The sequence below is a fragment of the Arenimonas sp. genome (assembly GCF_019459675.1).
Lineage (GTDB): Bacteria > Pseudomonadota > Gammaproteobacteria > Xanthomonadales > Xanthomonadaceae > Arenimonas.
Genome location: NZ_JAIBFH010000346.1, coordinates 1 through 18,019, shown reverse-complemented (window position 1 = coordinate 18,019; position 18,019 = coordinate 1). Strand labels below are relative to the sequence as shown.

The 18,019-nt window shown below is 70.5% G+C and carries 17 protein-coding genes and 2 pseudogenes; 12 read left to right on the top strand and 7 right to left on the bottom strand.

The window, feature by feature from the left end; all coding sequences use genetic code 11:
* The 6 genes from K0M70_RS11655 to K0M70_RS11630 all read left to right on the top strand — a co-directional run.
* Positions 1-660 (top strand): ATP-binding protein (locus K0M70_RS11655; protein ID WP_290782085.1); only part of this gene is annotated, 660 nt, incomplete at its 5' end.
* Between the two features lie 524 nt (positions 661-1,184).
* The gene (locus tag K0M70_RS11650) at positions 1,185-2,216 is read left to right on the top strand and encodes an ATP-binding protein (protein WP_290782082.1); all 1,032 of its coding nucleotides are present in this window, start codon (positions 1,185-1,187) and stop codon (positions 2,214-2,216) included.
* 156 nt (positions 2,217-2,372) lie between these two features.
* Positions 2,373-2,792 carry a GntR family transcriptional regulator gene (locus K0M70_RS11645; RefSeq protein ID WP_290782079.1) on the top strand — a complete coding sequence of 140 codons (420 nt, stop codon included), beginning with the start codon at positions 2,373-2,375 and terminating at the stop codon, positions 2,790-2,792.
* The gene (locus K0M70_RS11640) at positions 2,789-3,673 is read left to right on the top strand and encodes an ABC transporter ATP-binding protein (protein ID WP_290782077.1); all 885 of its coding nucleotides are present in this window, start codon (positions 2,789-2,791) and stop codon (positions 3,671-3,673) included. Before K0M70_RS11645 ends, K0M70_RS11640 begins: the two co-directional genes overlap by 4 nt.
* Positions 3,670-4,347: a hypothetical protein gene (locus tag K0M70_RS11635; protein WP_290782075.1), complete on the top strand. Its 678-nt coding sequence runs from the start codon at positions 3,670-3,672 to the stop codon at positions 4,345-4,347. The genes K0M70_RS11640 and K0M70_RS11635 overlap by 4 nt, the downstream gene beginning before the upstream one ends.
* Before the next feature lie 10 nt (positions 4,348-4,357).
* A complete protein-coding gene (locus K0M70_RS11630) occupies positions 4,358-5,476 on the top strand; it encodes an acyltransferase family protein (protein WP_290782072.1) in 1,119 nt (372 codons plus the stop codon).
* A 21-nt stretch (positions 5,477-5,497) separates the two neighbouring features.
* Here K0M70_RS11630 and K0M70_RS11625 read toward each other — a convergent pair whose 3' ends face one another.
* The 3 genes from K0M70_RS11625 to K0M70_RS11615 all read right to left on the bottom strand — a co-directional run bounded on the left by K0M70_RS11625 (position 5,498) and on the right by K0M70_RS11615 (position 6,917).
* On the bottom strand, positions 5,498-5,950 hold the full coding sequence (locus K0M70_RS11625) for a hypothetical protein (RefSeq protein WP_290782070.1): 453 nt from the start codon (positions 5,948-5,950) through the stop codon (positions 5,498-5,500).
* Between the two features lie 194 nt (positions 5,951-6,144).
* Complete coding sequence (locus K0M70_RS11620; protein ID WP_290782067.1) at positions 6,145-6,369, bottom strand: DUF2798 domain-containing protein; 225 nt, start codon at positions 6,367-6,369, stop codon at positions 6,145-6,147.
* Positions 6,370-6,425: 56 nt separating this feature from the next.
* Positions 6,426-6,917, bottom strand: coding sequence for a DUF2938 domain-containing protein (locus K0M70_RS11615; protein WP_290782065.1), 492 nt, complete (start codon positions 6,915-6,917; stop codon positions 6,426-6,428).
* Between the two features lie 82 nt (positions 6,918-6,999).
* Between K0M70_RS11615 and K0M70_RS11610 the strand changes: the two genes are divergently transcribed.
* From K0M70_RS11610 to K0M70_RS11595, 4 genes and pseudogenes are all read left to right on the top strand, one after another.
* Positions 7,000-7,416: a helix-turn-helix domain-containing protein gene (locus K0M70_RS11610; protein WP_290782062.1), complete on the top strand. Its 417-nt coding sequence runs from the start codon at positions 7,000-7,002 to the stop codon at positions 7,414-7,416.
* 40 nt (positions 7,417-7,456) lie between these two features.
* Positions 7,457-8,857, top strand: a pseudogene (gene ntrC / locus K0M70_RS11605) (nitrogen regulation protein NR(I)).
* A 143-nt stretch (positions 8,858-9,000) separates the two neighbouring features.
* Positions 9,001-9,651, top strand: coding sequence for a superoxide dismutase family protein (locus K0M70_RS11600; RefSeq protein ID WP_290782060.1), 651 nt, complete (start codon positions 9,001-9,003; stop codon positions 9,649-9,651).
* Positions 9,648-10,112: a GNAT family N-acetyltransferase gene (locus tag K0M70_RS11595; RefSeq protein ID WP_290782058.1), complete on the top strand. Its 465-nt coding sequence runs from the start codon at positions 9,648-9,650 to the stop codon at positions 10,110-10,112. Before K0M70_RS11600 ends, K0M70_RS11595 begins: the two co-directional genes overlap by 4 nt.
* A gap of 48 nt (positions 10,113-10,160) precedes the next feature.
* On the opposite strand, the gene K0M70_RS11590 is transcribed toward K0M70_RS11595, so the two are convergent.
* Together K0M70_RS11590 and K0M70_RS11585 are read right to left on the bottom strand one after the other, a co-directional pair.
* Positions 10,161-11,864 (bottom strand): hypothetical protein, encoded by a 1,704-nt coding sequence (locus tag K0M70_RS11590; protein WP_290782056.1) that lies wholly within the window; start codon positions 11,862-11,864, stop codon positions 10,161-10,163.
* 65 nt (positions 11,865-11,929) lie between these two features.
* Positions 11,930-12,766: a glycosyltransferase family 2 protein gene (locus K0M70_RS11585; RefSeq protein ID WP_290782054.1), complete on the bottom strand. Its 837-nt coding sequence runs from the start codon at positions 12,764-12,766 to the stop codon at positions 11,930-11,932.
* Positions 12,767-12,954: 188 nt separating this feature from the next.
* Here K0M70_RS11585 and K0M70_RS11580 point away from each other — a divergent pair, with 188 nt between their 5' ends.
* The gene (locus tag K0M70_RS11580) at positions 12,955-14,010 is read left to right on the top strand and encodes a CDP-glycerol glycerophosphotransferase family protein (RefSeq protein WP_290782087.1); all 1,056 of its coding nucleotides are present in this window, start codon (positions 12,955-12,957) and stop codon (positions 14,008-14,010) included.
* A gap of 7 nt (positions 14,011-14,017) precedes the next feature.
* Here K0M70_RS11580 and K0M70_RS11575 read toward each other — a convergent pair whose 3' ends face one another.
* Together K0M70_RS11575 and K0M70_RS11570 are read right to left on the bottom strand one after the other, a co-directional pair.
* Positions 14,018-16,327: a patatin-like phospholipase family protein gene (locus tag K0M70_RS11575; RefSeq protein ID WP_290782052.1), complete on the bottom strand. Its 2,310-nt coding sequence runs from the start codon at positions 16,325-16,327 to the stop codon at positions 14,018-14,020.
* 80 nt (positions 16,328-16,407) lie between these two features.
* Positions 16,408-17,289, bottom strand: a complete 882-nt coding sequence (locus K0M70_RS11570) for a hypothetical protein (protein ID WP_290782049.1) — start codon at positions 17,287-17,289, stop codon at positions 16,408-16,410.
* A 62-nt stretch (positions 17,290-17,351) separates the two neighbouring features.
* Between K0M70_RS11570 and K0M70_RS11565 the strand changes: the two are divergent.
* A pseudogene (locus tag K0M70_RS11565) lies at positions 17,352-18,019 on the top strand (acetyl-CoA C-acyltransferase); the annotation flags it as partial.

Genomic DNA, 18,019 nt, shown 5'->3' with positions numbered 1-18,019 from the left:
CCCCCCCTGGGCCTGGACCTGATCGCCCACGACCTGCGCCAGCACTTTGGCAACCTGCTGTTCGGCCTGGATTTGCTCACGTCGGCCGACAGTGCCGAGGACCGCGAACGCCTGGTGCGCACCGCGCAGGGCGCCGCGAATTCGGGCCTGCTGTTCCTGGAAGCGGTGCTTGAACAAAGCGCCGGCGAGGCCCGCGGTGAAGCGCCCGGCCCGGTGCCGCTGGCGCCTTTGGTGCACGAGGCGATCGCCGGGCAGGCACGCCTTGCCCAAGGCAAGCAGATGCGCTTTGAAGTGCGGCTCGATCCGGCCCTGAGGGTTCGCGTCCAGCCGAGCGTGGTCGGCCACGTGCTGTCGAACCTGGTGTCGAACGCGGTGAAGTACGCCCCGGCGGGCAGCGTGATCGAGCTCGAGCTCATCCGGCACGAGGCGCGCGCACAGCTGCGGGTGTTGGATCGCGGTCCGGGCGTACCGGTGAACGAACAGCCGGCCTTGTTCCGCCGGTTTGCGCCGCTGTCGCCCCGTCCCAGCGGCGGCGAGCTTGCCACCGGGCTGGGCTTGGCGCTGGCCCGCCAGCGCACCCGTGCCCAGGGCGGTGAGCTGCGCTATGCCGACCGCCCGGGCGGGGGGGCGTGCTTCATCCTGGAGTGGCCGCTGGCCTGAGCGAGCCCCTTCGGGCAAAAAGCCCGAAATCGGGCAAGCTGACCGACGGCAGCGGCGACCCCGGTGCGGAAACGGCGTATTGGCGGGCTGCCGGGGCTGGCCTGGATGTTGCTAACGCCTGTCGGAAACAAAACGTTCGAGCGCCCGTGACTTACGACGACCACCCCCGCTGCGACGCTCCCCAGGCGTCCCCTCCGCAGGAGTGCCTGCGCCTTCCCCTGCGTCCAGCGTTGCCGCCCCTGCTCCCGGCCGTGGCCGGTCCCTGGACGCTTTGCCTCCCGTCCAGGCCAGGCCCGGCGGCAGCGGCCGATCCGGCCTGGCTGGTCTTCCTGGGAGTGCCCGCTTCCAGCGCCGCCCAGCCCGCCGACCCCTGGCCCGACTTCCTCAAACCCTAGCCACCAGGAACGGGGTCAGGTTCACTTCCCCGGCCGCCCATGGAGATCCATCCCGGGCCGAGACCCCGGAGGATCAATACTGGCCGCCGCGGCCGTGTTTGCCCCCGGTCTGCGCACTATGATGGTGCAATGGTTGCGCCCCTCCAAGACTCCGCCGAAAGCCTCGCCACGCCCGTGGCCTGGACCGACGCCGCCGGCCGGGTGGTGGGCGGCAACCCGGCGTTCGCCAGCTGGCTGGGCGTCAGCCTGAGGCGGCTGGCAGGGCTGTCGCTGGCCGACCTGGACGCCGAAACCGATCGCTTGTCCGAACTGCTGCCGCGCCTGCCCGACACCGGCGAGGCCCTGCGGGTGCGGCGCGCTCGGCTGGCGTTCCCGGGCGGCACCGAGCGCTTCGCCGAGCTTTGGCTGGCGCGCCTGGACGACGGCGGCGTCCGCATCGAGGTGCATCCCGCCGACGAATTCCCCGGCGAAGATCCTGCCACCCTGCTACCCGCCGCCCTGTCCGCCGCGCTCAAGGGCCTGGCGCACGAGATCCGCAATCCGCTGGCCGGCATGAAGGGCGCCGCCCAACTGCTGGGCCGCCGCGTGGACACCGACGACGCGCGCGAGCTGGTCGGCCTGATCGATGCCGAAGTGGACCGCCTGGCCGCCTTGGTAGACCGCCTGATGAACCCGGCGCCGCCGCACGACTTCCACCCCACCAACATCCACGCCGTGCTCGAGCGCGTGCGCCAGTTGGCCGAAGTGGAGGCGGGCTGGGCGATCAAGATCGTGCGCGACTTCGACCCCTCGCTGCCCGAGTTTCCCGGCGACGCCGACCGGCTGACCCAGGCGCTGTGGAACCTGGTGCGCAACGCGCTGGAATCGGGCGCCTCGCAGGTGCAGCTGCGCACCCGCGCCGAGCATCATCTTCTGATCGGCGACGCCGCCCACAGGCTGGTGGTACGCGTTGAAATCGCCGACGACGGCCGCGGCGTGCCCGACGACCTGGCCGAACGCATCTTCCTGCCGCTGGTCAGCGGCCGCGCCGAAGGCAGCGGCCTGGGCCTGCCGCTGGCACAGCAGGTGGCGCGCGAACACCGCGGTTCGCTGAGCTACCGCTCGCGGCCCGGGCATACCGTGTTCACCCTGCTCATTCCCGTGCCCGACGACGAGCCGTAGCGGGAGCAGGAACGGGGTCAGGTTCACTTCCCCAGCGAAGCACCCCGGCCATTGCCGAAAACTGACGCGGGGGAGTGAACCTGACCCCGGTACTGGTGTTGCCAGCCCTCCGGGGACTGTGCATACTGTGCATACTCCGCCAGCACAGTCACGGCCGTGAACCCCGAACTCTTCCTTTCCGCCAGCGATCCGCGGCCCATGTACCAGCAGATCGTCGACCAGGTCACCGCCAAGGTGATGGCAGGCGACTGGTCGGCCGGGCAGTCGCTGCCGTCCATCCGCGAGCTGGCCGCAGCCAGCCGGGTCAGCGTGATCACCGTGCGGCGTGCCTACGAGGAGCTCGAGCGTGCCGGCGTCATCGCCACCCGCCAGGGCAAGGGCTCGGTGGTGGCCGAGGGTGGCGACCTGCCCACCGCGCTGATGCACGAGGAACTGCAGCGCCAGCTCGAGGCCCTGCTGGCGTGCGCCGGCCGACTCGGCCTGCCCCGCAGCGAGCTGCACCGCCTGATCGACCAGGCCGCCAACCCCGAAACAGGCACGGCCAACCCCGGAACCCGCCAAGGACCCACGCCATGACCCTCGCCTTTTCCCTGTCCGGCATCGCCAAGCGCTACCCGCACTTCGCGCTACAGGACATCACGCTGGATCTGCCCGAAGGCCAGGTGATGGGCCTGGTGGGCGTGAACGGCGCCGGCAAGACCACCCTGCTGCGCCTGCTCACCGGCCTGGCCTCGGCCGACGCCGGCGAAGTGACCGTGCTGGGCCACCGCCTGCCCGACGCCCAGGTGGCCGCCAAGCGCGACATCGGCTTCGCCTCGGAAGACATGCGCTTGTACCGCGGCCAGTCGCTGCGCTGGCACATGGACCTGATCGCGAACATCTACCCCGGCTGGGACGAAACCTACGCCGCCGAGCTGGCGAAGCGCTTCGAACTGCGCGTTGAACAGGCCGTGGGCGGCTATTCGCACGGCCAACGCGTGAAGGCCCTGCTGCTGCTGTGCCTGGCCCGCCGCCCGCGCCTGCTGCTGCTCGACGAACCCACCACCGGCCTGGACCCGGTGGCGCGCATCGAAGTGCTTGAAGCCCTGGCCGACGTGCTGCGAGACGAGCGCCGCAGCGTGCTGTTCTCCTCGCACAACACCCACGACGTCGAGCAAATGGCCGACAACATCACCTTCCTGCACCAGGGCCGCCTGGTGGCGTCCGACGACAAGCACGCGTTCGTGGACCGCTGGCGCCGCATCGTCTGCCAGGGCGACCTGCCCGCGGGCATCGACGCCTGGCCGGAAATCGCCAGCGCGCGCGCCAACGGCAGCCTGGTCGAAATCAAGGCCCGCACCTGGCACGACGACCTGCCTGCGCGCCTGGCCGCACAGGGCCTGCAGGTACAGCGCGCCGACCCGATGGCGCTGGAAGACATCTTCGTAACCGCCGTTCGCTCCGGAGGCGTGGCATGACCCTCAACACTCCCGTGATCCGCCTGCTGGTGGCCAAGGACTGGCAGCTGTTCCAGAAGCAGCTGGCCATATACGTGCTGGCCGGCATCGTGGCCCTGTGCTTCATCGGGCTGGCCAAGCCCTGGGCCTTCTACGTCGGTTCGCTGACGCTGCTGATCGTGATGGTTTCGGCGGCGTGCTTCTCGATCTCCACCTCGCTGGTGGTCGAGCGCAAGGACCAGACGCTGGCCTTCGTGATGAGCCTGCCGGTGTCGCCGCTGGACTTCACCGTGTCCAAACTGGTGGGCAACCTGCTGACGTTTGGCGTGCCCTTCGTGGTGCTGCTGGGCGGTACGCTGGCCGTGGTGCTGCTGACGCCGCTGCCCGACGGGCTGTTCGTGTACGCGCTGCTGATCTTCGCCTACCTGCTGTTTGCCTACGCCGTTTCGCTGTCCGTGGCCATGACGGTGGAGTCCGAAGGCTGGGCCACGTTCGCGATGATCGGCTCGATGGTGATGATCAATCCCTACATGATGGGCCTGTCGCAGGTGCCGGACATCAGCAAGCGCATCAGCGTGGATGCGCTGGTGTGGACGCCCACGGCCGTGGCCCTCCTGGCGGCGCTGGTGGGGCTGTCGTTGGCCGTGATCGGCGTCACCGCCTGGGTGCACGGCCGCAAGCCGGCGTTCTACTGAGGCCAAGCGAGTGACCGCACCGCAGGACCGGCTGCACTACATGGACCACCTGCGCGCGCTGGCCATGCTGGCCGGCGTTTTCTTCCACGCCGCGCTGGCGTTCAGCCCGCTCATGCACGGTTTCTTCCCCACCGCCGACCGCCAGAACAGCGTGTGGGTGGATGGGGTGGTGTGGGGGCTGCACCTGTTTCGCATGCCGCTGTTTTTCGTGGTGGCGGGATTTTTCGCCGCGTGGGTGGTCCAGCGGCGCGGCGGCGCGGCGTTCGCCCGCCAGCGCGTGCGCCGCATCGCGTTGCCCTTCCTGGTGGCGTGGCCGCTGGTGTGGCTGTCGCTGTCGGCCGCGGTGGTGTGGGCCGTAGGCCATGTGCAGCACCCGTCGGCGTTCCTGGTGATGGTGCGCGAGTGGATGCAGATGGAGGATCCGCCGCAGGCGCCGCTGGGCACGTCGCACCTGTGGTTCCTGTACTACCTGCTGCTGCTGGCCGTTCTGCACTGGGTGGCGCGCACGCTGGACCTGGCCCGCGTGGTGCGCGGCGTGCTGGCCCGGCATCCGGCCTGGCTGCTGCTGGGCCTGCCGGTGCTGCTGGTGCCTGCGCTGGCCTGGGTGAGCGCGCCGCATCCGGCGCCCGAAGGCTTGCTGCCGCAGTTCTGGGCGCTGCTCTTCTACGGCGCGTTCTATGCGCTGGGCGCGCTGATGCACGGCCAGCCGGCGTGGCTGGAGCGCGCGCGCACTTGCGTGCCGTGGCTGCTGGCGGGCAGCGGGGTGCTGTACGCGCTGTTCCTTTGGCGCCTGTCAGTGGAACTGCCGGGCGCGACGCAGCCCACCGCGTCATGGCCCGTGGCCGCGCTGGAAGCCTGCCTCAGCGTCTGGCTGACCGTGCTGTGCCTGGCCGCGGGCCAGCGCCTGCTCAACCGCCCCAGCGCCACGATGCAGTACCTCGCCAAGAGCGCCTACTGGACCTATCTGCTGCACCTGCCGCTGCTGTTCGCGCTGCAGTTCGCCCTGATGGACAGCGTGCTGGCGTGGCCGCTGAAGTTCGCGCTGGCCAGCGCCGGTACGCTGGCGATCTGCCTGCTGAGCTACCAGCTGCTGGTAAGGCACACGCCGCTGCGGCGTTTCGTAGGCTGAAGGCCGCGCCAGCGCGCGGAATCACTTGTCCGGGTCGGGCGCACCGGGTTTGCCGGTGTGCACGTAGCCCTGGCCACCGCCCTGGCTGTAATCGACCTGCCTTCCGTCCCGGCTGAGCGACGCGTCGTTGGCGTCCAGTCCGGGCGATACTTCTCCGCCTTCCGGCGGGGATTTCGCATCCGCGTCGCCGCGTTCACCGGGCTCGCGCAGTGACGCGTCACTGGCCGCTTCCGCCGACGCCTGGTCCAGCTTGCCGTTGTCGAAGCTGCGCTCGCCGGCCGCGTGGCCCTGGCTGTCTTCCGACGTGCCGGCGCGGTCGCTTTGCGCGGCGTTGGCTTCGCCCCAGCCATCCTTGTCGTGGCGCGGGCCGTGCTTCTCGGCGTAGCCGCCGTCGGCGGCGGTGGTGTTGCCTTCCTTCGGCGAGGCCTGGTTTTCCTTCGACGCGCGTGTGTCCTGCGGGGGCTTGCGGCTCATGGTGGTGTCCTTTCGCTATGCCGGAAAACACCGGGCTTCGCAAAGACGCTGCAATAGCCATGCCATGGCCCGCGTGCGCGTGCAGGCGCCTGTTCAGCGCCAGTCACCCTGCATCGCGCTTGGTGGCCATGCGATCTGCCCGGAGGACGTCGCGGGTCCGAAGCGTGCGCGCGCGGCCTGGCGGGCTCGCCGGTTTACGCCGTGATGCGGGCAACGAGGCGTCGAACCACCGGTGCGATCAGCGTGACCGACACGAACGCCACCGGCCACGTGGTGGCGCAGCTCTTGGCCCACTGGCCCAGGAAGCCCGGGTGCAAGCCCTGGGTGGTGGCGATCACGAAGGCCGACACGATGGTCACCATGACGGCGGAAAGCAGGGCGCCGAACAGGATCGGCGCGTAGCGGGCGGGGATTTTCATGAAGTGTCTCCAGGTATCGGATGGATGAAAGTTTGGCAGGGAGCCCGCGGGCGGCATCAGTGCCCGGCGATGAACGCTGTGGCCCAGGCCGACGCATAAAGACCAAGGCCGAACACCGCGTGCGTGGCAAGGCTCTGCAGCCGGGCGACGTTCGGACGCGGGCTGCGGCGCGCGGCGATGCCGGCGCCCATGCCCGGCTGCATCAGCAGGAAGGGCGCCGCCACGGTACCGAGGCCCACGGCCATCGCCGGCCCCAGCGTTGGACCGCGCAGCCACGCCGTGCCGAACAGCACGGGCAGCAGCGCTGCGAACGCGATGCCAATCAGGTAGTGGGCCAACCAGCCGATGGTGCGTTCACCGGCCATGCGCGGCGCGGCCGCGATGGACGCGTGGCGGAAGCGGCCGCGCGGCATGTGCGCCAGCCACCGCCCGACCAGGCCGAAGTCGGGCAGCGGCACGCCCCACAGCGCGCGCCTCGTGAGTGACCACAGGTCGGTCAGCGCGGTGGCGCCGATGCCGATGAAGGCGGTGGTGATCCAGGGGTCCATGTTCTCTCCTATCGCTTGCGCGTCGAGGGCATGGGCGCCACGATGCCACTTCAAGTCAACTTGAGGTCAAGGGGTTCGGGCCATGGATATCGCTGAAGTGGTGAAACGCTCTGGCGTGCCGGCGTCAACGCTGCGCTTCTACGAGGAGAAGGGGCTGGTGGCGTCCACCGGCCGGCACGGCCTGCGCCGCCAGTACGACGCGGACGTGCTGGAGCGGCTGGCGCTGATCTCTCTTGGCCGACTGGCCGGGTTTTCGCTCGACGATATCGGCGGCATGTTCGCGCCCTCGGGCAAGCCGCGCATCGACCGCCGCCGGCTGGCCGCCAAGGCCGCCGAGATCGACCGCACCCTGGCCCGGCTCACCGCCATGCGCGACGGCCTGCGCCACGCCGCCGTGTGCCCGGCGCCCAGCCACCTGGAGTGCCCCACGTTCCGCAGGCTGCTGGCCGGCGCCACGGCGCAGGCGCGCCCGGCCAGGACGGAGAAAAAACCTCGCTGAGCCCGGGCCAACCTGCACCGTTATGGTGCAAACTCAGGCCATGACCGCCCCCACTCCCCGCCTCTGGGTGATCGACGACGACCGCGCCGTGCGCTTCGTGCTGGCCGAAGCCCTGCGCGACGCCGGCTACGCGGTATCGGCCTTCGAAGGCGCCCGCGAGGCGTTGGATGCGCTGGATGCCGAGCCCGCGCCCGACCTGGTGTTCACCGACGTGCGCATGCCCGAAATGGACGGCCTGGCCTTCCTGGACGCCCTGAAAGCCCGCCGCCCGGACCTGCCCGTGATCGTGATGTCGGCCTACACCGACATCGCCAGCACCGCCGGCGCCTTCCGCGGCGGCGCGCACGAATTCCTGTCCAAGCCCTTCGACCTGGATGAAGCGGTGGCCCTGGCCGAACGCGCGCTGCCCGAGCGCGACGTGCCCGCCCCGGTCACCACGCCCGAGATCGGCAACGAGCTGCTGGGCGAAAGCCCCGCCATGCGCGAACTGTTCCGCGCCATCGGCCGGCTGGCGCAGGCACCGCTGTCGGTGCTGGTGACCGGCGAAACCGGCACCGGCAAGGAGCTGGTGGCGCGCGCCCTGCACCGCGAGTCGCCGCGCGCGCGCAAACCCTTCGTGGCGCTCAACACCGCCGCCATTCCCGCCGAGCTGCTGGAAAGCTAACTGTTCGGGCACGAAGCCGGCGCCTTCACCGGCGCCAACAAGCGCCACATCGGCCGCTTCGAACAGGCCGACGGCGGCACGCTGTTCCTGGACGAAATCGGCGACATGCCGGCGATGCTCCAGACGCGCCTGCTGCGCGTGCTGGCCGAAGGCGAGTTCTTCCGCGTCGGCGGCCGCGAACTGATCAAGGTGGACGTGCGCGTGATCGCCGCCACCCACCAGGACCTGGACGCCAAGGTGCGCGAAGGCAGCTTCCGCGCTGACCTGCTGCACCGCCTGGACGTGGTGCGCCTGCAGCTGCCGCCCCTGCGCGAACGCAAGGGCGACGTGCCCGCGCTGGCCGCGCGCTTCCTGGCGCAGGCCGCGAAGAAGCTCGGCGCGCCGGCAAAACGATTCCACCCCGAAGCCCTGAAGCGCCTGCAGCCGCACGACTGGCCGGGCAACGTGCGCGAACTCGAGAACCTGTGTTGGCGCCTTGCCGCCCTGGCTCCCGGCGAAGCCATCACCCCGCGCGACCTGGGCAACGCCCTGCGCACCACCGCCGCGCAAGACCCCGGCGACTGGACCCGCCCCCTGGCCCAGGCCGTGCGCGAAGCCCTGGCCCGCGGCGACACCGCCCTGCACGCCACGCTGCGCGAGCGCTTTGACCAGGTTCTGCTGGAGACCGCGCTGGACCATACCGAGGGCCACCGGCAGCAGGCGGCGGAGAAGCTGGGCTTGGGGCGCAATACGGTGACGCGCAAGCTCGGCGCCGTGCGGGGCCGCAACAAAAGCTGATTTGCGAACGGGTCGGCTTCCCAAGCGCCTGAGCCGGCGACCTGGCGCGAACGCAGGTTGGCCGCCCGGTGTCGCCGTCTTGATGGTTTTTTAATGTCCACCGGCTCAAGCTGGGCTTTACTCCCGACCCACAAGGCCCGCCCATGAATGTTCTCCGTACCGCTTTGCTGCTGGGTTCCGCCATCGCGCTCAGCGCCTGCCAGCCCGCCGAAGCCCCCGTGGCCGAAGCCCCGCAGACGCCGGCCGCCCCGGTCGAAGCGCCGGCCCCGCCCGTTGATCCCGCGCCCGCCGCTGACACCCAGCTCGCGGCCTCCGCCCGCGCCACCCTGATTCCGCTGGGCGAAAGTGGCGTCGGCGGCGAACTGGTGTTCGAAGTGGACAACGGCGGCGTGCGCGTCACCGGCAGCTTCACCGGCCTCGAGCCCGGCGCCACGCACGCCTTCCACATCCACGAGTTCGGCAACTGCACCGCGGCTGACGGCTCCAGCGCCGGCGGTCACTTCAACCCGGCGCAGGCCGCGCACGGCAACCGCGAAGGCGAAGGTGAGCACCATGCCGGCGACATCCCCAACCAGGTGGCCGGCCCCGACGGCGTGGCCGCGGTGGACCAGCGCCTGGACGGCCTGCAGCTCGGCGGCGGCGGCGAGCTCGACATCATCGGCCGTGGCGTGATCGTGCATGCCGACCCCGACGACTACACCACCCAGCCGACCGGCAATGCCGGTGGGCGCATTGCCTGCGGTGTCATCGAGGCCAGCACGCTGGCTCCGGTCAGCGCGGATCCGGCGCAGTGAATCCCACTCCACGGGTGCGCCCCGCCGCCGAGGGCGACGTGGCGCGCCTGCGCGACTGGGCCTGCGCGATGGCCCTGGAAACCGAACACAAACGGCTAGACCCGCAGACGGTCGAAAAAGGCATCCGCGCCGTGCTCGACCAGCCGCGGCGCGGCGCCTACTTCGTGGCCGAGCGCGGCGGGGAAGCCGCCGGCACGTTGATGCTCACCTACGAGTGGAGCGACTGGCGCAACGGCGACTGGTGGTGGATACAAAGCGTGTACGTGGCGCCCCAGCACCGTCGCCAGGGCGTGTACGCCGCGCTGTATGCCCACGTCCTGGCCAGCGCGCAGGCCGACGACGCCGTCTGCGGGCTGCGTCTTTACGTCGAACGGGACAATGCCAACGCCCAGCGCACCTACGAGTCGCTGGGCATGGTGGATGCGGGCTACCGCATGTACGAGGCCGCTACGCCGCGCTGAGCCGTCACCTGCCCCGGTGCGCGGATCATCCGGCCGCGCGCCGGTGCGTCACAGCTTGGAGTGTTCCAGCGGGCGCTCGCGATGCATCAGCGTCCACTCCGCATGCTCGGCCAGGGCCGCCTCGCCGAGCGTGCGCAGGATCTGCCGTTGCTCGTCCTGGTTCCGGCACTGCGAAAGCCGGCGCTGCGCGGCGCTGAAGATGCGCGCCATGAACCGGTACTGCTTGATCAGCTCCTTGTCGGCCTTCTTGTAGGCATAGGCCTCGTGCACCGCGGCGGTCAGCGAAAGCGCGCCCATCGCCGCCACCATCAGGTTCTGCAGCTGGTCGTCGAGCAGCCGGGCGAACAGCGCCAACAGCAGGCTCAGGCTGATGCCCGACCACAGGCAGGTGGACGCCAGCAGTTCGGTGCGCCGGTGCTGTACCGCGCGCCGGGCCGCGGTCTGCAGGTAGTAGTCGAGCTGGCCGGCCGACCCCTGCGTGCCGATCCATTCTTCGATCACCGGCGCCACGCCGTCCTGCCCCGGCGCCAGCGGCACCAGCATGCCGTCCACGCTGGCCCCGCGCATCACGTTGCGGATCCAGCCCAGCTCCACGTCCTGCTTCTGCAGGAAGTTGTCGTGGGCGAACGAAGGGCGGCTGCTGTCGACGATGCCGGCCCTGCGCCAGTAGGACTGCACGCGCAGGCCTTCGGCGAGCGCGCGGTAGTCGATGTACTTGCGGTGCCATTCGCGCTTCTGCGCCAGGGCGTTGATCGCCACGCCCACGGCGAACAGCGCCAGGAACACGTACAGCATCAGGTCCTGGGCGATGAGGTCGGCGTAGGCGATGAACGAGAAGCCCATCAACGCGGTGACCAGGTAGGTTGCCAGCAGCACGCGGCTGACGCGCCGGCGGTACGTGGTGGCCAGCCAGTCGGCCGCCACGAACTGGCGCTGGATCGGACAGGCCGAACCCTGCTGGTCCACGGCCTGGCGGATGTCGTCTTCGTGGCGCTCCCGGTCGGCCAGGAACTCGGCGTGGCGCCGGAATATCTGGTCGAACGCCGGCGGTGCAGCCGCGTGCGCCTGCGCCTGCGAACCCGCCTCGCTGCCCGAAGTGAGCCAGCGCGGGGCACCGGACACATCGGCACCGCCGCGGCGCGAGACGGGAATGTGGTGCACCAGGGATTCTTCGCCCAGGCCCAGCGAAATCGCCGCCGACTGCCGGCGGTCGATCGCCTCGGGCATGTCGCCCTGAAGGTGGAACGCCACCACCTGCGCCGTGCCGCCCAGCAGACCCGACGGCTCGCCGTCCCACAGCGCCAGCAGCACGTGGCAGTGGCTGGACGCAAAGATGCCGGCCTGCGCGTACTGCAGGTCGCGGGCATGGCCACCAGCGGCCACCGACGCCGGATGGCTGGCGCGCAGGATGGGCAGCTCGAGCACTTCGGCATGGGCCAATTGGTGGTCGAAAGTCGCCTGCGAGCCGGGCTCGTCGAAATCATCGCGGTACATGGCCACCGGCACCGGCAGCACCGCCACCACCCGCACGCCCAGCTCCTGCGCCACCTGCGTCACCAGTTGGTCGGCGCCCGAGGCCAGCGGCGACAGCAGGGTGAGCGGAATGCGCGGGTAGTTGCGGCGCAGGCCCAGGAAGAAATCGCGCACCTGGCCGCTCAGCTCGGGCAGCTGTTCCTCGCGCAGGTCGCGGTGGCCGGTGACGCCAACCACCAGGCCGCAGTCCGGGAATCGATGGCGCTGCGGATCACTCATTGCCAACGGGCCTCCACGGACGGTCTGCCCATACTAAGGGCGAACGGGGCGCGTTGGGCCAAGCCTCAGGCGCGGCGCTCGTCCGGGAGGGTTTTGTCAGGGCTTGGCGCCGCCGGGTCAACCACCGGCTGCCCATGTTCAAGCAGCCACAGCATCATGGTTTTCTGGCGCACGTAGTTGGCGCGGACATAGGCGTACACCAGGCCGTGCCAGCCGTCCAGGAAACCGCCGCGCAGCACGAACCCCCGCCAGAATCGCCACGCCGGCGCCAGCACCAGCTTGGCCAGGCTGGCGCGCTTGCCGCGTGCATGTTCGTGCGTGGCCATCATCCGCGCGTAGGCCTGGGTCTTGTGCAGCTGGTTTTGCAGCGACCGGTAAGGGAAGTGCAGCAGGTCGCCGCCAAGCCGCTCGACGCGGCCATCCACCGTGGCTGACTCATGCACTTCCCGGTCCCCGCGCCAGCCGCCGCGGCGCCGGTCGAACAGGCGCAGCACGCGGTCGGGATAGGCGTTGCCGTGGCGCAGGAAGCGGCCGAAATAGTTGGACAGGCGCGCGAACCGATAGCCCGCCACGCCGCTGAAACCGCCGTCGCGGGCACGCTGGATCGACGCGGCCAGCTCGGGGCTGACCCGCTCGTCCGCATCCAGGCACAGCACCCAAGCATGGCTGGCCAGGTCGACGGCGAACTGCTTCTGGCTGCGATAGCCGTCGAAATGCCGCTGCTGCACCCGGGCCCCGAAGGACTCGGCCAGCGCCACCGTGGCGTCGGCCGAGAAACTGTCCACCACCACGATCTCGTCGCAGAAGCCAAGCGAGGCCAGGCAGTCGCCCAGGCGATCGGCCTCGTTGAGCGTGATCACGCAGGCGGTGATGCGCGGCGCGGAATCCATGGGGGTCGTCATTCTTTGCACCGGGACGCAAGCGGAGCTCGCAGGCGCCAATTCTGCCTTGGCAACGACGGTGTTGCGACACTCGCGCGCACGGTGTCCGGGCGGTCTGGTTGCTGGCCGTGGACGGCGCTGCTGGCCGCGTGCCCACGCCCAAGCTGATAATGCCCCATCGCGCTGGCGACGATGGGCCCGGAGGCTGGATGGCGGACTACCTGCTCTACGCAACGCAACGCTATGGGCTGCCTATCCTGCAGCCCCTGGCGCAGGCGCTGCTGGCACGCGGCCACGCCGTGCATGCCCTGCTGGTGCAGGGTGCTGCGGGTGCGTCGCTGCCGGCGCCCGTGCGCGCGGTGACCGTGGCGCAGGCGGTGGCGCTGTCGCCGCGCGCTGTGTTCAGCGCCGCCAACGACGTGCCGCCCTTCATCGCCGGCGCCAAGGTGCAGCTCTTCCACGGCTTCAACGTCGAGAAGCGCGAGGATGCGCGCGGTCACTTCCGGGTGCGCGGTTTGTTCGACCTTTACTGCACGCAGGGCCCGGCCACCACCGCGCCCTTCCGCGAGCTGGCGCAACGGCACGGGCATTTCGCCGTGGTGGAAACCGGCTGGCCCAAGCTCGACCCGCTGTTCGGCGAGGAAGACGAGGCTACCCGGGCGCTGCGCGCGCCGGCCCGGGGCCGGCCGATCGTGATGTTCGCGTCCACGTTCACGCAGCGGCTCAGCGCCGCCCCGCATCTGTTCGACGCCATCGCCGCGCAGGTGGCGCACGGCGACCGCTACTGGTTGCTTACCCTGCATCCCAAGTGCAGCTCGTCCCTGTTCGAGCGCTATCGCGCGCTGGCGGGCCCGAACGCCGCGTTCTTCGAGACCGAGCAGCTGGTCAGCGCACTGCGCGCCGCCGACGTGCTGCTGGCCGACACCACGTCGGTGGTGTCGGAATTCGTAGTGCAGCGCAAGCCGGTGGTGACCTTCCGCAACCGCGCCCCCAAGCCGCACATGATCGATTTCGACGACCCGGCCGCACTGACGGCAGTGCTGGCGCGGGCGTTCGCGCCGGACCCGGCGCTGCTATCGGCCATTGCCGCGTATGCCGACCAGATCCATCCCCGCCGCGACGGCCAGTCGTCCGCGCGCGTGATCGACGCCACCGATGCCCTGCTGGCCGGCGCGCTGGGGCCGCTGGGTCCGCGGCCGTTCGGGGCCTTCTTGCGCGGCCTGCAGATCCGGCGTGCGCTGGGCTACTGGGGCCGCGGCGCCTGAGCCGGGCTCAGCGCTTGCGGCCCAGTTCCAGCAGGAAGATGCCGTCGCCGCCTTCGCGCAGGCCATAGCCCAGCTGCAGCGGGCCCAGCCACGAGTCGAAGCCGAAGTAGACGCTGCCGTGCAGTTCGTCGGTGCCGTCGTCCATGTCCTGGCCGGTCTGCCAGATGCGCCCGTATTCCAGCGTGCCGCCCAGTACGGCGGAGCGGCTGAGTACGCGGCCCAGTTCGTAAGTGTAGCCGCCGTAGGCCAGGGCGTAGTTGGGCACGGCGCGCTCGGTAGGGCGGTAGCCGGCGAAGCGGGTCAGGCCGCCGATCAGGAACTGGCTCTGGATGGGAATCACGTCATCGCTGGAGGCGTGGTAGCGCAGGCCGGTGAAACCCGAGTGCTTGCCGATGGCGCGGGCGTGCAGCAGGTCCAGGTTGGTCTGCTCGAAGCCGACGTCGGCGCCCAGCGACGGCCGCGAAACCACGTGGCTCAGCGTGGCCAGCGTGCCGGCGCGCGGCACGTAGCTGCTGTCGATGCGGTCGAAGGTGAGGGCGAACTCCGCCTCGCCGATGTCGTACTGCAGGCCGTCGAAGACCGGGTCGCCCACGTCCAGCGCCGCCCGGCCGTGGCGCCGGCGCAGGCCCAGCGTGGCCGCGCCGTAGTTGCCGAACTCGCGGCCCAGCACCCATTCGCCGCCCCAGCTGGGCGCGCGGTAGTTGGCCAGTCGCGTGCCGTCGGCGTCGAACAGGCCGAACTTCGGGCTTTCGTAGCTCAGCGACGCGTTGGTGAAGTAGTCGCTGTCGGTGCCCAGCGGCTGGTAATAGTCCAGCAGCAGGCCCGGTTCGTCGCCGATCTGCAGCAGGCCGCGCAGTTCGCCGCCAAGTGAGTTCACCGGCGCGCGCAGCACGCCCAGGCGCAGGTTCACGAAGAAGTCGCCGCTGAAGTCCGAGTACAGGCTCAGGCCGCTTTCCAGGTAATTGGGTCCGAAGCTGTGCGGCACGATGGTCACCACGATGCCGGTCTTGCCGTCTTCCTCGATCAGGTCGTAGGTGGCCAGGTCCAGGGTGTTCAGGCCATAGATGCGCTGCAGGTTTTCCTCAAGCCGGTCGGTGTCGAGCGGTTTGCCGGGCGCGATGTCGATGCGCGTCAGGATGTACTCATCCGAATAGCGGCTGCGGTTGTCCAGGCGCACGAAGTCGATCACCGGGATGGCGCCCGACGGCGCAGGGCGCGCGGCCACCGCTTCGTCGAAGTCGCCGCGGGCGACGGCCAGGGCCGCCAGGCGCGGGCGGATCGCGTCCATGCCCTGTGCGCCGATCTCCATCGCCAGCTCGATCTTGTCGAAGCCCGACGTGGACACCTGGTTGCCCAGCGGCGGCAGCACCAGGATGTCGTTGGGTCCCAGCGTTTCGACCTGGCTGCGGGCGCTGCCCACCGTCATGAAGCCGCTGATCTGGTCGACGATGGCGAACAGGCTGGCGCCTTCGTCCAGCGCCACCAGCGGCGTGCCCACGTCCACCGCGATCACGACGTCGGCGCCCATCGCCCGCACCACGTCCACGGGCACCTGGTTGGCCAGGCCCCCGTCCACCAGCACGCGCTTGTCGACGATCACCGGCCTGAAGACGCCCGGGATGGACATGCTGGCGCGCATGGCCAGCGCCAGGTTGCCGCGGCCCAGCACCACGGCCTGGCCGGTGTTGAGATCGGTGGCGACGGCACGGAAAGGGATGGGCAGGGTGTTGAAGTCCTCGCGCACGGCCACCGGCTGGGTCAGGCGCTCAAGCAGCAGCAGCACGCGTTCGCCCGACAGCACGCCCGGCGCGATCTTCAGGCCTTCATTGCCGATGCCGGGTTTGGCCGGGATCAGCGACAGGTCGTCGTCGCGCTTGCGGCGGAAGGTGCGCTGCGGACGGTCCAGGCGGTCGTTGAACATGCGCGGCCAGTCCAGCGCGCGCATCTCGCGCTCGATGACGGTGGCCGACAGGCCCGAGGCGTAAAGGCCACCCACCAGGGCGCCCATGCTGGTGCCGGCGATGCAGTCCACCGGCACGCGCAGGCGCTCGAGCTCCCTGAGCACGCTCACGTGCGCAAAGCCACGTGCGCCGCCGCCGCCCAGCACCAGGCCGATGCGGGGGCGGGTGTCGCCGGGTGCGCGCACGCCGCAATCGCTGCCCGCGATCACGGCGGCCGGCGGGGAGACATCGGCGCTGGTCGGTTGCGACGGCTGCCCGGCGGCGGTTTCCGTCGCCTGCGCCCGTGCGTGCAGGGGAAAAGCCCAGGCCGCAGCCACGACGAACAGGGGGACGATCAGGCGAGTGATGGCAGGCATGGCGGGCTCCAGGGGTGGCGCATTGTCGGCCATGCGCCCTGCGGCCACTACCTGCGGCCGGCCCAGCGTGGGCGGGGCGTTCAGGCCCGAAGTACGTCGCGCGGGTCGCGGCCTGCCGGGCAGTGGTCGAAGGTGACCGGGATGCCGTGGGCCCCGAGCACGGCTGCGATCTGCCGCTGCCGGATCTGGAAATGGTCGAAGGCGCGCGACAGGCGTTCGGCGTCCAGCCCGGCCGGCGCGAAGCCGCCTTCGGCCCAGGCCTCGACGTCCAGCAGGGCCACGCGCACCTCGCCGTTGGCGTAGCGGGCCAGCGGCTCGGGCGGCGCGTCGAGCCATTGCTCCTGATCGGGCGCCAGCAGGGCGGCTTCCACCAGCGGCCACAGCGGCGCCAGCCCGGCGTGTTCGTACTGCAGCGCCATCATCGCGGCCAGGTCGTTGAGGGTGAGCAGGCGCGCGTGTTCCACCCGCGTGGCGAAGGCTTCCTGCGCCAGCAGGGCGGTGTCGGCGCCGGCCATGCCGGTGTCGAGCAGCATCTGCTCCATGCGGTCGCCGACCACGGCGATGGCGGCCGCGTCACCGCGCACCAGCAGCGGCAGCAGGCGAAGCGGGCCCTGGGCGTGTTCGGCCGCGGGCTTGAGCGTGCCGGGCAGGCCCTCGGCCCCGGCGCCGAAGCCGATCACGCGACCGCCCGCCGCGCCGGGCGCGCGCGCCACCAGGCGTTCGAGTTCGGCGTGCAGCGGGTAGCCCGGGCGCAGCAGTTCCACCGGGTCGTACAGGGCCGCCACCAGGCCCAGGTCCAGCGCCGCGGCTTCAGGCACGAGCTTGGCCAGGTCGCGCGCCACCAGCGCGGCCAGCGCGCCGGCCGCCTCGGGCGACAGCACGGACGGGCCCACGTCGGCGCCCGGCGAGAGTTCGATGGCGAAGGCGCCCAGGCAGCTTAGGGACTGTTTTTGCATGAGCATACGGTGGCGTCGGGTTATCATCCCATCATACCCGCGCACCGTTACCGTCAGGAGTGAAGCCGATGTTGCCCACCCGTCGAGTCGCCATCATTGGCGGCGTCCGCATCCCTTTCTGCCGCAACAACACGGCGTACCACGACGTGGGCAACCTGGGCATGTCGATCAAGACCCTCGGCGCGCTGGTGGAGAAATTCAAGCTGCACGGCGAAGTGCTGGGCGAAGTGGCCATGGGCGCCGTGCTCAAGCACAGCAGCGACTGGAACCTGGGCCGCGAGGCCGCGCTGTCGTCGGGCCTGTCGCCGGCCACGCCGGGCATCACGCTGCAGCGCGCCTGCGGCACCGGTCTCGACACGGTGATCACGGTGGCCAACAAGATCGCCCTGGGCCAGATCGAGGCCGGCATCGGCGGTGGCTCGGACACCACGTCCGACGTGCCCATCGTGGTGAACAAGCGCCTGCGCCGCCGCCTGCTGGACGCCAACATGGCGCGCAGCCTCGGCGCGCGGCTGAAGGCCTTCAAGGGCTTTTCGTTCAAGGAGTTCAAGCCCGAGTTCCCGGGCGTGGGCGAGCCGCGCACCGGCAAGTCCATGGGCGAGCACTGCGAAGCGATGGCCAAGGAATGGCAGATCACGCGCGAGGCGCAGGACGCGCTGGCCGCCGCTTCGCACAAGAACGCCGCCGCCGCTTACGAGCGCGGCTTCTTCACCGACCTGGTGGCGCCGTTCCGCGG

What these genes read in the sequence shown, in the direction of transcription:
- K0M70_RS11570 (WP_290782049.1), bottom strand. Translation starts at nt 17,289, where the DNA reads ATGCTCATGCAAAAACAGTCCCTAAGCTGCCTGGGCGCCTTCGCCATC.
- K0M70_RS11590 (WP_290782056.1), bottom strand. Translation starts at nt 11,864, where the DNA reads ATGAGTGATCCGCAGCGCCATCGATTCCCGGACTGCGGCCTGGTGGTT.
- K0M70_RS11650 (WP_290782082.1), top strand. Translation starts at nt 1,185, where the DNA reads ATGGTTGCGCCCCTCCAAGACTCCGCCGAAAGCCTCGCCACGCCCGTG.
- K0M70_RS11640 (WP_290782077.1), top strand. Translation starts at nt 2,789, where the DNA reads ATGACCCTCGCCTTTTCCCTGTCCGGCATCGCCAAGCGCTACCCGCAC.
- K0M70_RS11585 (WP_290782054.1), bottom strand. Translation starts at nt 12,766, where the DNA reads ATGACGACCCCCATGGATTCCGCGCCGCGCATCACCGCCTGCGTGATC.
- K0M70_RS11610 (WP_290782062.1), top strand. Translation starts at nt 7,000, where the DNA reads ATGGATATCGCTGAAGTGGTGAAACGCTCTGGCGTGCCGGCGTCAACG.
- K0M70_RS11625 (WP_290782070.1), bottom strand. Translation starts at nt 5,950, where the DNA reads ATGAGCCGCAAGCCCCCGCAGGACACACGCGCGTCGAAGGAAAACCAG.
- K0M70_RS11575 (WP_290782052.1), bottom strand. Translation starts at nt 16,327, where the DNA reads ATGCCTGCCATCACTCGCCTGATCGTCCCCCTGTTCGTCGTGGCTGCG.
- K0M70_RS11615 (WP_290782065.1), bottom strand. Translation starts at nt 6,917, where the DNA reads ATGGACCCCTGGATCACCACCGCCTTCATCGGCATCGGCGCCACCGCG.
- K0M70_RS11580 (WP_290782087.1), top strand. Translation starts at nt 12,955, where the DNA reads ATGGCGGACTACCTGCTCTACGCAACGCAACGCTATGGGCTGCCTATC.
- K0M70_RS11635 (WP_290782075.1), top strand. Translation starts at nt 3,670, where the DNA reads ATGACCCTCAACACTCCCGTGATCCGCCTGCTGGTGGCCAAGGACTGG.
- K0M70_RS11620 (WP_290782067.1), bottom strand. Translation starts at nt 6,369, where the DNA reads ATGAAAATCCCCGCCCGCTACGCGCCGATCCTGTTCGGCGCCCTGCTT.
- K0M70_RS11600 (WP_290782060.1), top strand. Translation starts at nt 9,001, where the DNA reads ATGAATGTTCTCCGTACCGCTTTGCTGCTGGGTTCCGCCATCGCGCTC.